We start from the raw sequence: 11,477 nt of genomic DNA, 5'->3' as shown, positions 1-11,477 counted from the left end.
CGCCGCGCAGACGGCTGACGGCGTGCGCGGCGACGGCGTCGGCACGGTCTTTTTGCGCAGCACGCGCCCGCTTTCGACCAGCCCGGCCGTCAGCGTGTGCCCGCCAAGATCCGCCGCGGCGATCATGACCGAGCGCTCCCCACTTCGGCCCAGCGCGTCGAGAACTGGGCGATCAGCTCGCCGCCGTCGCTGCGGATCTCGTGACGGAAGTCCAGGCCGTCCTGCTGCGTCGTCACCGTCAGGTCCATGCCGTAGACGGCTTCATGCTTGTAGAGGATGTCGGCCTCGACGAGGCCGCAGCTCATGTAGACCTCGCGCGGCACAGCCTCGGCGGCCCAGCTCAAATAATAGGCGTTGTTGACGTGGCCGTTCGCGTCCAGCTCGCCGAGGCGCACGTGCAGGCGCACGGACCGGTCCGCGCGCTCCAGCCTTTTCGGCGCCGCGAAGATCGGCTCGAACGGCGTTTCCTCGACCTTTTCCATGAACACCTCCGGCAGATGGCGGCTCAGCCGCACGGGGCGCCGCGAGGCCAGATCGACGAAGATCCACATGCTGTCGGCGAGGCCGGTCTGCTTTCCCTGCCCGTCGAGCAGCCGGAAGCGGCGCACCGAATAGAGATCGCGCAGCGGCATGTGTCCGGTGTTGATCGTCCCCGCGTCGCCGCTCGTCAGCGGCCGGTCGAGACGGATCGAATACTGGTGCAGCATCCATGCGCAGCCGCAACGCCAGTAGTCGGGCGGCGGATTCATGGCGTCGACGGCGCCGTCCGCCGCGTCCTGAAGCATGTTCAGCAGGTGAAACGGTTTCAGCGCGCGGCAGGGCGTCACCTCCGACTGGGGGACCGCGAATTTTTTCGTGAACATCAGGTCCATGGGCTATCTTCCTCTCTCCGGGCCGATTCTAAATGAACGGCGGCAAACGAACATTGTCCTTTCCGACAATTTTACCACGCAGCGATCCCGGCGCGTCCGCCGCGCCGGTTCCAAAAAACGGAATGCCGAGCAGATCCCGCCGACAGCGCGTCCCCCGATGGTTCGGCCGTCATCGGGGGACGCGCAAAATGTTCCACGTGGAACATCATCGTTCGTTCGTCAAATTCAGTTTCCTGCGTCCTTACGGTCCGCCTGGGGCGAGCCGCGCGTTTCAATCCCGCGTTTCGGCGCCGGCGGGAGCGTAGTCATCGACGCGGCCGGACACGGCGAAGAAGGCCGCCGCGACCAGCGCCGCCCCGACTGCCAGCGACAGCCAGTGATTCAGGCCGAGGGCAATGCAGAGATAGCCTGCCGCCGCCCCCACGCCCGCCAGAAGCGCGTAAGGAAGCTGCGTCTTGACGTGGTCGATGTGATCGGCGCCGCAGAACATGGACGACATAATCGTCGTATCGCTGATGGGACTGCAGTGATCGCCGAAAACGGCGCCGGCGAACACGGCGCCGACGGTGGGCAGCATGTAGGTCGTCACGTCGATGCCGGCCGCGGCCGAAACTTTGGCCAGCAGCGGCACGACGATAGGCATCAGGATTCCCATCGTGCCGTAGGACGTGCCCGTGCAGAAGGAGATGACCATGCCCGTCAGGAAGGTCAGCAGCGGGATCCAGCCGGGCGCGAGAAAGTCCTTCGTGACCGAGACGAGATACGCCGCCGTGCCCACGGATTTGATCGAAGCGCTGATGCCCCAGGCGTAAATGAGGATCATCGAACCGACGAAGACCGCCTGGCCGCCCTTGAGAAAGCCGCGGAACAGGCGGCTCAGGCTGGCCGCGCGCTGAAGACGGAACAGCGCCAGCGTCATCACCGCCGCGGCGTAAGAACCGTAGATCAGCGCCAGCGAGCTGTCGGAGTTGGCCATGGCTTCGCTCAACCCCGCTTTTGGAAAACCTCCCGTGACCAGCAGCATGCCGACGATGAAAACCACGAGGGACACGACCGGCAGCACGAAGTTGACGACGCGGTCGGGCGCGTTTTCGGCCGGCTCGAGGTCGGGATCCCCGGCCGCGCTCGTCAACGGCATGGCGCCGTCGCGAAGGACTTTGCCGGTGCTGCGGGCGCGGCGCTCGGCGGCCAGCATCGGCCCAAAATCGCGGCGGCTCAGGACCACCAGCGTCACCAGCAGAAGAGCGATCAGATTGTAGAACACGAACGGAATGGACCGAAGATACGTGTTGTAGGCGCTGCCTTGAATGCCGAGTTCGCCGTACTGTTTGCCGATCTGGCCGACCATATAGGCCACCCAGGACGAGACGCCGGCGATGGCCGCCACCGGAGCGGCCGTGCTGTCCACAAGATAGGACAGTTTTTCCTTCGACACCCGGTAGCTGTCGGAAATGGGACGCATCGTCGTGCCGACCACGGCGGCGGTCACGTAGTCCTCAAAAAAAATCACGATCCCGGCCAGCTCGGTAAAAAGCATGGCGCTGCGGCTGTTTCTGATCCTGCGCGACAGGGCGTTGACGGCGGCGCGCACGCCGCCGCCCGCCTGCATGACGCCGACCATGCCGCTCATGACGATGCACGTCATGAAGATGCGGGCCCCCCACGGATCACCGAGCGAGTTCCAGATGTTCTCGATGGCCGCGCCAAAACCGTAAATCGGATTCCAGTTGTTGACCATGGTGCCGGCGATCCAGCTGCCGACGAACAGCGAGGGAATGACCTCGTGCGTGGTCAGACAGAGCACGATAGCGACCACAGGCGGCAGCAGCGACAGAACCCCGAAGTGGGGCGAGGCCGCTTCGTCCGCGGCGGCACACGCCGTTCCGCAAAGCGCAGCAAAGAGAGCGGCCGCGACGAAAAGCACCAAAGAAATTCGACGCTGAGACATCACAAAGACCTCCTCCTCGAAAATCGAAATCGGCTCATACCGTTTTACCGGGCCCATCGGCGGCGCGCCGCCGCGGATTCTCCGCCCAGTCCGTCTGACCGTTCAGCAGCTCGTCGAGCGTCTGCCGGCGCACCGCCACGCGGGCCTGTCCGTCGCGGGCGAAGATCACCGCGGGGCGCAGGGCGCAGTTGTAGGTGCTGAACATGGAATAATTGTAGGCGCCCGTCAGCGGCACGGCCAGCACGTCGCCGCGGCGCAGTTCCGGCACCGGCGTGTCGAGCGTCAGCACGTCGCCCGTCTCGCAGCACGGCCCCGCGATCGCGGCGCGGCGGTTCGCGGGGCGCTCCGTGTCGTTGGCCAGCCGCACGCCGTATTCCGCCTGATAAAGCTGCGGGCGCGGGTTGTCCGTCATGCCGCCGTCTACCGCCACGTAGGTGCGCACGCCGGGGATCTCCTTGACGCCCTGCACCGTGTAGAGCGTAATTCCCGCTTCACCCGCCACCCATCTCCCGGGTTCGAAGGCGACTTCGGGACGAGCCAGCCTCAGTTCGGCGCAGCGCGCGTCGACGCGGTCGAGGATAGCGGCGACAAAACGTTCCGCCGGCGCCCCGGCCGCGCCGGGACGCTCGGGAATGCCGAAGCCGCCGCCGAGGTCGAGCTCGCGCGCCGCAAAGCCCGTCGCCTCGCGCAGGCTGCGCATGATCTCCGTCATGCGGTCCGCCGCCTGCAGGTAGGTTCCGACGTCGCGGATCTGGCTGCCGACGTGGACGTGCAGTCCCGCCAGGTCGAGACCCGTCGCGCCGAGGGCGAAGCGCACGGCGCGCTCCAGATGCGCAAGCGGCACGCCGAACTTGCAGTCCTTCTGCGCCGTCTGGATGAAACGGTGCGTATGCGCCTCGATGCCGGGGCTGAGGCGCAGCAGGATCTTCTGCCGAGCGCCGCGTTTCGCGCAGAGGCGCGCCAGCAACGCCAGCTCGTCTTCGCTGTCGACAGCCACCGTGCCGACGCCGCGTTCCAGCCCGGCGGCGAGGAACGCCTCCGTCTTAGCGTTGCCGTGCAGCGTCACGCGCTCCATCGGGAAGCCCGCCGCGCAGGCGATGCGGAACTCGCCCGGCGACACCGTGTCGAGGCACAGCCCTTCTTCGTCGACCAGACGGGCCATGGCGACGTTCAAAAAAGCCTTGCCGGCGTAACAGACGCGCGCGTTTCGCCCCGCCACCGCGGCGCTCAGCCGCCGGCAGCGATCGCGCAGCATCGTTTCGTCCATCACGTACAGCGGCGTGCCGTATCGCCCGGCCAGATCCACCGTGTCGCAACCGCCCCAGATCAAATGATTCATTGCCATCCCATCCCTTCGGAAAAGTTCATAAAAAAGCGCGTCCCCGTGTATTTTTCGCAAATACACAGGGACGCGCTTCTCATTCTCGGCACGCGGTACCACCCTGCTTGGACGCAGCCGCCCCGCCGGGAGGACCGCGACAGCGCGGGAAGCAAAAAGACTCGCCCCCACGCTGTAGGGACGAGTCTGAAAACAGTCTCGCGGTACCACCCTGCTTGGACGCATCGCCGCATCCCGCTCGGACCCGATCACGAGGGTCAATCCGGGAAATTTACTCCGGCGCTCGGTGCGCTTTTTCAATTCCAGCTCCCCGGGCCTTGCCCGTCGGATTCTTTCACGCGGAAACCCTTTCAGCCTGTGGGGTTTCCTCTCTGGAGCCGCGAAAATGACGAATCGACGGGATCCGGTTCATCGCCTTTATCCCTATTCATCTGTTGGTGAAAATTATAATCGCAGTTTCCCGTCTGTCAAGAGCGAAATCGAAACAAGTTTTCACTGTTGCGGCAATTCCGACAGCCGTTTTTCGCGAGCGCATTTTTCCCCGACCCCGCGGCGGGACCGTCGCCGCTTCAGTCTGCTGCTGGAAAAAAGTCGGCGTTTGTGGTATTTTATCATAAGGAGGAAGGGTTTTATTCCGTGGCGGCACTTATTTTTCCCCGGACAATCCGCATAAAAATCCATTCTCAGAGGCAGGAGGGACTGATTCACATGACAGCACGCATCATCACCATCGGTCGCGAGTACGGCAGCGGCGGACGCAGCATCGGCGAACAGGCTGCCAAAATGCTGGGGTACGGATTCTACGACAAGGTCCTGATCGACCTCGCCGCCAAGAAGAGTGGTTTTGCCATCGATTACATCAGAAACACCGAGGAGCAGGTCACGCCCAATTATCTGTTCAACCTGGCCGCCAACGGCTATTACGCCAACTCGATGTTCATCAACGACGGGCTGCCCGCTTCGGACAACCTCTTTATCCTGCAGAGCAAGATCATCCGCGAGCTGGCCGAAAAGGGGCCGTGCGTCATCGTCGGGCGCTGCGCCGATTACATCCTGCGCGACCGCGCCGACTGCCTGAACGTGTTCATCCACGCGCCGCTGGCCGACCGCGTCGCCCGCGCCGTCGGCGAATACGGTCTGCCCGCGGAGGGAGCCGAGAAAACCGTGCAGCGCAACGACAAGATCCGCTCCAAGCACTACCAGTATTACGCCGGCAGCAAGTGGGGCCATATCCACCGTTACCACCTCACGCTCAACAGCAGCGCTTTCGGCTGCGAAGCCGCCGCGGCCCTGATCGTCGAGACCGCACGGCGGTTCGGGTAAAACTGGCCGCAGACAAAGACGGATCAAAATGTTCCACGTGGAACACCCGGTTTGGGATGACGGATGACGCTTCTTTGCAAACTATTGACTGAAAATAAGGTGTCGCTTTTCGACAACGAACGAGCCGCCGCGGGGAATCTTTTTGCGTCCCCGCGGCGGCTCGTTTTTACAGAATGTCGATGTACTCGCCGGCCAGCGCCTTGTTCATGCTGCGCACGGCGCAAAACTTGCCGCACATGCTGCAGGTTTCGCTGTGGTCGTCTTCGGGGGCGCGGCTTGCGCGGATTGCTTTGGCGGTCTCCGGATCGACGGCTTCCAGCCACTGCGCGTCCCAGTCCAGCTTGCGCCGTGCCGCGGCCATGCGGTCGTCCTGTTCGCGCGCGCCGGGAATGCCCTTGGCGATGTCGGCGGCGTGGGCGGCGATACGGCTGGCGATGATGCCCTGTTTGACGTCGTCCACATTGGGCAGGGCCAGATGTTCGGCGGGCGTGACGTAGCACAGGAAGGCCGCGCCGTTGGCCGCCGCCACGGCGCCGCCGATGGCGGCGGTGATGTGGTCGTAACCGGGAGCGACGTCGGTGACGAGGGGGCCGAGCACGTAAAACGGCGCGCCCCGGCAGATGGTCTGCTGCACCTTCATGTTGGCGGCGATCTGATCCAGCGGCACGTGCCCCGGCCCTTCGACCATGACCTGCACGTCCTTTGCCCAGGCGCGGCGAGTCAGCTCGCCGAGGCGGACGAGCTCCTCGATCTGACAGATGTCGGTGGCGTCGGCGAGACAGCCGGGGCGGCAGGCGTCGCCGAGGCTGATGGTGACGTCGTGCTCGCGGCAGATGTCGAGAATCTCGTCGAAATGGGAATAAAACGGGTTTTCCTCGCCGGTCATGCACATCCAGGCGAAAACGAGGCTGCCGCCGCGGCTGACGATGTTCATCGCCCGTCCGCAGCTTCTGATCTGCTCGATAGTTTTGCGCGTGATGCCGCAGTGGAGCGTGACGAAATCGACGCCGTCTTCCGCGTGCAGGCGCACCACGTCGACGAAATCCCGAGCGCTGAGCGTGGAAAGGTCGCGCCGGTAATGGATGACCGCGTCGTACACGGGCACGGTGCCGATCATGGCGGGGCACTCGCCGCACAGCTTGCGGCGGAAAGGCTGCGTGTCGCCGTGGCTGGACAGGTCCATGATCGCCTCCGCGCCCAGAGCGACGGCGCTCATCACCTTTTGCATTTCCACGTCGTAGTCCTTGCAGTCGCGGCTGACGCCGAGATTGACGTTGATCTTGGTCTTGAGCATGCTGCCGACGCCGTTGGGTTCGAGGCCCCGATGCCCGCGGTTGGCGGGGATCACGGCTGTGCCCTCGGCCATCCAGCCCATCAGTTCCCGAACGCTGCGGCGTTCTTTCTTCGCGACGATCTCCATCTCCGGCGTGACAATGCCTTTGCGCGCCGCTTCCATCTGCGTGCTGTAATTTCGTTCCATGTGACGGGTTCCCCTTCCTGCTTCCGCTGTTTCGCAGCGAAAATTCCACAGGACCGGCGTCGTTCCCGAAACGCAAAAAATGGAGCGGACTCCAACTGCGGAGTCCGCTCCAATCGTTTTCTCTGCGTCTCCCTCCGCGGGCATTATCCCAGCAGGTTCGGCGGGTCGGAACGCCAGTTCCCTCTCAGCCTGCGTGACGCAAGCTCCCCGGTTCGCTCTTCGTTTGATGCGTGACAAGTCTAGCAGGCCGCGGCCGATTTGGCAAGCGGATGGCGAGGGCGCCCCGCGGCACGAGAGGCTTTATTTCCCGCGGCTTCTGCCGTAGTCGAGCGCCAGCGCGGAAAACAGTTTTACGCCCAGCGGCACGACGGCGTCGTCGACGCGGAACTCGGCGCTGTGATGCGGCGCGCCGGTCCCCATGCCGAGGTTGATGTAGGCAGCGGGGATTTTTTCGCCGTAGTAGCTGAAATCCTCGGAACCCATGCTGAGCTCGCGCTCCACGAGGCTTTCCTCAAGCCCCTCGGCCTTCGCCACGTCCAGAATCCAGTCGATGACGCCGGGATTGTTGACGGTGACCGGATAAACCATCTCGTACTTCAGCTCGGCCGTGCAGTCCCACGCGGAGGCGATACCATCGACGATACGTTTGAAACGTTCGGGCATGGCTTCGCGCGTCTCCATGTTGGAACAGCGCACGGTGCCGCACATCGTGCAGGTGTCGGGAATGACGTTGCGGGCCTCGCCCGCCTTGATGGCGCCGATACCTACGACGACGGGTTCGAGCGCGCTCACTTCCTGCGGCGCGATGGCTGTCAGGGCGGGGATCAGGGCCGCGGCGCAGAGCATCGGATTGACGGCCTGATGCGGGCTGGCGCCGTGGCCGCCCTTGCCGTGGATGACGATGTCCCAGATGTCGGCGGAGGCCATCATCGGCCCCTTCTTCCAGCCGATTTTACCGGCCGGCATCTGGCTCTGCACGTGCTCGCCGATAATCGCGTCGACGCCTTCGAGCGCGCCGTCGGCGATCACCGCCGGCGCGCCGGAGCCGGGGCCGGCCTCCTCGGCGGGCTGAAACAGGAACCTCACCGCGCCGCACAGTTCGTCCCGGTGCTCCTGCACCACCTGAGCGACGCCGACGAGGATGGCCGCGTGGGCGTCGTGCCCGCAGGCGTGCATGACGCCCGCGCATTCGGACGCGACGTCGTGGGACGGATCCTCGGCGACGGGCAGCGCGTCGATGTCGGCGCGGATCATCAGCGTCGGTCCGGGCTTAGCCCCCTTGATCTCGGCGACGAGGCCGCACTGAGTGCCCTTGAATCCTTTTTTGATCACGGAAACGCCGAGTTCCGCCATCCGGGCGGCGATTTTTTTCGTCGTCTCCACCTCGCGCCAGGAAAGTTCCGGGTGACGGTGAAGCTCGCGGCGCAAGGCCACGGCCGCTTCGGAAGCGCGTGTGACGCTGTCCTGCCTGTCTGCCATCATAAAAGACCCCTTTCGAATCGTTTGAATTGTCGGCCCCGCGCCGCGGGGCCGCTTTCAGCCGCAAAACTAGAAAAACTTGACGAGGAACGCCGCCAGGAACACGGAGGCGATGGTGACCGTAGTGAATCCGGCGATGAGCATCTTGGGAAGCACGTGCGAGAGGACGAACTCCCGCTCTTCGTCGCTGCCGCCCAGCTGAGCGGCGACTTCCTCGGAGATGATCAGCGTGCCGGGGAAACCGATCATGCACGTGGCGCTCAGCGCCGCGGAAAGGCCCCAGCTGTACTTGAATATTTTACTCAAAAGGATGGAAGCGATAAAGATGCCGGCGACCGTGGCGCCGAAAACAATGAACAGCGGCCCGAGCAGATCGAGGATCATGCGCGGCGTCGCCTTGGCCAGCCTGATGTAAATGGGGATCATGATCGCGAACATGACCATGCCGTTCGCGTTGCCCAGCGTCATGATGTTCGTCTCGATGAAGCCCAGCTCGTGAAAGACGATGCCGAAAAGCAGCGCCATCACAAAAGGATGCACGGCGTTGCCCAGCAAGGACGCGGCCTTGAAGCTGAGCCAGGCGACGGCGAACGCTTTGGCGATGTAAACGTAGCTGGTCTGCCAGCGCTGGGGCATCGGCGGGATCAGTTTCTCCCACTTGGACGTGCCGGGCTGCCCCGCCGCCAGCGCGCGCTCGCCGGCGGCGAAACGGGCTTTGAGCTTTTTGCCCTCGTGCAGCAGGCAGTTGGAAGCGATGGGAATGCCGAAAAAGCCCTGCACCGTCAGCAGCATCGTCACGAACACGCCGATCGCCGTCAGCCCCTTGGCGTCGGCCGCCTCGGTCATGATCAGCCCGGCCACGACGCCGCCCGACACCGGGCCGGTCGCCGCCACGGCGTAGTTCCAGCTGATGAAGGGCGACGCGATCAGCAGGATCGCGCCGGCGCCGGCGCACATGCCGAGGAACGACACTGCCACCGTCCTCCACTCCTCCCGCAGCTTGCGGGCATCCATCATGCTGCCCATCTGCACCATCAGCAGGGCGATGAACGACGTGGCCAGCGGCACCATCTTGCTGTCCTCGAAAAGAGTCGTCGGCACCCCGCTCCAGAACAAAGCCAGGAAAATCACCGAGCAGATGAACATCATGCTCACGCGGGCACGGGTCTTCATCGCCAGAAGGTTCGCCGCAGCGTACACGAGAGCGATGACCGTCAATGCGCTTAACTGATCCATAAATACCCCACCTTTCGGGAATTGGCAACGAAAAATTTTTCAAGCGCTCATTTTACGTAAAACGCCTCTCCGGAAAAGGCGTTTCGGTAAAAACAGGGAAATAAAAAAACCGGCCCCCCTGCATGGGGACCGGTCCTTGATCTTTGCGCCACGACGTCTTAAACGTCGGACCTCAAGGAGATTCCCACGCAATGGACGCCGTAATAAAAGCCAAAGCAGAAATGGCTGTCGCAAATCCGTTTCATGGCGCGGAAGCTCCTTTTCTCTCGAATGAAATCACCGCGAACCGCGGATGAAGACATTTTTATCACGCAGACGGACAAAAGTCAATACCAGAACAAAGAAAAGATTCCGTCACTTTCGCGTCTTCCGGAAAACAGGCCCAGCTCCGCGCCGTTTCCGGAGAGTTCCCGCAGGGGCCGCTCGCGCTTTTTTTCGAAAACAAAAAGCGAAGGGGAACGAGATCATTCGTCATCCCGCCGCTCTCAAGGGTCTCTTCCTAGCGTTCCTCGCCCATGACGCGACGCGCCCAGCCGGAATCCTTCAGAATCGCGCGCCCCACACCGATCAGGTCGGCCTTCCCTTCCCGCAGCAGTTTTTCCGCGCCGGCGCCGGTGACGACGCCGCCGGTCAGCAGCACGGGAACGGAAACCTTTTCCTTCACCGCCGCGGAAAGCCGGCTGAAATAGCCCTCGCCGTCCAGCCCCGGCACCATGTAACCGCACATGCCGCCGGACAGGCTGATCATGTCGACGCCGCAGCGCTCGAAGAATGCCGCCGCCCGCGCGCCGTCCTCCGCCGTCGCTCCGCCGGGCATGTAATCGCCGGCGCCCAGGCGCAACGCCACGAGGTAATCGTCGCCGACGGCCTCGCGCACCGCGGCGATCACACGGCCGTGCAGGCGCACGCGGTTTTCCGGCGAAATGCCGTATTCGTCGCCGCGCCGGTTCGTCAGCGGCGAATAAAATTGGTCGAGCAGATAGCCGTGAGCAGAATGGAGCTCCACGCCGTCAAAGCCCGCCTCCTTCGCGCGGCGGGCCGCGGCGGCGAAATCGCGGACGATTTTGTCCAGCCCGGCCGCGTCCAGCGCCACGGGGGCGCGCGTACCGCGGCGCGGGTTCGTCACCGCCGAAGCGCCGTACGCCGGCAGCCCCGTCACCTCTTCTTTCGCCAAGCTGCCGGCGTGGTTCAGCTGAGCCACAAGCGGCGAGCCGTTGGCGTGCACCGTCCGTACCAGCCGGCTCAGTCCTTCGACGTCGCTGTCGCGCGAGATCGAAAGCTGGCACGGGCTCGCCTGCCCTTCCGGACTGACGTAGCAGTGCTCCGTTTCGACCAGGCCGATGAAGCCGCCGCGGGACTTCTCGTCGTACCAGGCCAGCGTCGCCGCCGTCACCGCGCCGCGATCGGCCTTTTCCGTCGCCATGGGCGGCATCACCAGACGGTTTTTCAGCGTCACGTTTTTGATCGTCACAGGCTCCTGCAAAAGTCGCATCGACATCGCCTCTTTCAGCACCGATTTTGTGAAAAAAAACAGCTCGGCTTTCATTATGGGGCAGCCGGCCTCCGATTTCAAGATCGGAACGAAGCGACAAAAAACGGCGCCCGAATCGCTTCGGACGCCGTACATTCCTCTGGTGGAGGTAAGGGGATTCGAACCCCTGACCTTTTGAATGCCATTCAAACGCTCTCCCAGCTGAGCTATACCCCCAGATGCGCCATCCGCGTTCCGGATGACTTGTGCATATTAGCACGACTTCATCAAAATTGCAAGAGGGGGCAATATTCTCCGCGCGCCCCGCG

8 protein-coding genes and 1 tRNA gene are annotated in these 11,477 nt (G+C 63.7%); 1 reads left to right on the top strand and 8 read right to left on the bottom strand.

What is annotated here, in order from left to right:
• Nucleotides 1-122: 122 nt before the first annotated feature.
• The 3 genes from HMPREF7215_RS00210 to lysA all read right to left on the bottom strand — a co-directional run bounded on the left by HMPREF7215_RS00210 (nt 123) and on the right by lysA (nt 4,159).
• Entirely contained in the window at nt 123-872 is a 750-nt protein-coding gene (locus HMPREF7215_RS00210; protein ID WP_009163526.1) for an acyl-[acyl-carrier-protein] thioesterase, read from the bottom strand.
• 271 nt (nt 873-1,143) lie between these two features.
• The gene (locus HMPREF7215_RS00205) at nt 1,144-2,820 is read right to left on the bottom strand and encodes a Na+/H+ antiporter NhaC family protein (RefSeq protein WP_050768834.1); all 1,677 of its coding nucleotides are present in this window, start codon (nt 2,818-2,820) and stop codon (nt 1,144-1,146) included.
• Nucleotides 2,821-2,854: 34 nt separating this feature from the next.
• Nucleotides 2,855-4,159 (bottom strand): diaminopimelate decarboxylase, encoded by a 1,305-nt coding sequence (gene lysA / locus HMPREF7215_RS00200; protein ID WP_050768833.1) that lies wholly within the window; start codon nt 4,157-4,159, stop codon nt 2,855-2,857.
• Nucleotides 4,160-4,867: 708 nt separating this feature from the next.
• On the opposite strand from lysA, the gene HMPREF7215_RS00195 reads away from it, so the two are divergent.
• Nucleotides 4,868-5,482, top strand: a complete 615-nt coding sequence (locus HMPREF7215_RS00195) for a cytidylate kinase-like family protein (protein ID WP_040549908.1) — start codon at nt 4,868-4,870, stop codon at nt 5,480-5,482.
• A gap of 166 nt (nt 5,483-5,648) precedes the next feature.
• Here HMPREF7215_RS00195 and thiC read toward each other — a convergent pair whose 3' ends face one another.
• The 5 genes from thiC to HMPREF7215_RS00170 all read right to left on the bottom strand — a co-directional run bounded on the left by thiC (nt 5,649) and on the right by HMPREF7215_RS00170 (nt 11,385).
• Entirely contained in the window at nt 5,649-6,962 is a 1,314-nt protein-coding gene (thiC, locus tag HMPREF7215_RS00190; RefSeq protein ID WP_009163520.1) for a phosphomethylpyrimidine synthase ThiC, read from the bottom strand.
• Nucleotides 6,963-7,262: 300 nt separating this feature from the next.
• A complete protein-coding gene (locus HMPREF7215_RS00185; protein WP_232205494.1) occupies nt 7,263-8,441 on the bottom strand; it encodes a M20 metallopeptidase family protein in 1,179 nt (392 codons plus the stop codon).
• A 69-nt stretch (nt 8,442-8,510) separates the two neighbouring features.
• The gene (locus HMPREF7215_RS00180) at nt 8,511-9,677 is read right to left on the bottom strand and encodes a hypothetical protein (RefSeq protein WP_009163517.1); all 1,167 of its coding nucleotides are present in this window, start codon (nt 9,675-9,677) and stop codon (nt 8,511-8,513) included.
• A 499-nt stretch (nt 9,678-10,176) separates the two neighbouring features.
• Nucleotides 10,177-11,169 carry an NADH:flavin oxidoreductase gene (locus tag HMPREF7215_RS00175; protein WP_040549910.1) on the bottom strand — a complete coding sequence of 331 codons (993 nt, stop codon included), beginning with the start codon at nt 11,167-11,169 and terminating at the stop codon, nt 10,177-10,179.
• Nucleotides 11,170-11,309: 140 nt separating this feature from the next.
• Nucleotides 11,310-11,385: transfer RNA gene (locus HMPREF7215_RS00170), tRNA-Ala, on the bottom strand.
• Nucleotides 11,386-11,477 lie beyond the last annotated feature (92 nt).

The sequence above is a fragment of the Pyramidobacter piscolens W5455 genome (genome assembly GCF_000177335.1).
Classification (GTDB): Bacteria; Synergistota; Synergistia; order Synergistales; family Dethiosulfovibrionaceae; genus Pyramidobacter; species Pyramidobacter piscolens.
Note: the sequence above shows the minus strand (reverse complement) of the source record. Positions and strands in the feature narration are given on the sequence as shown.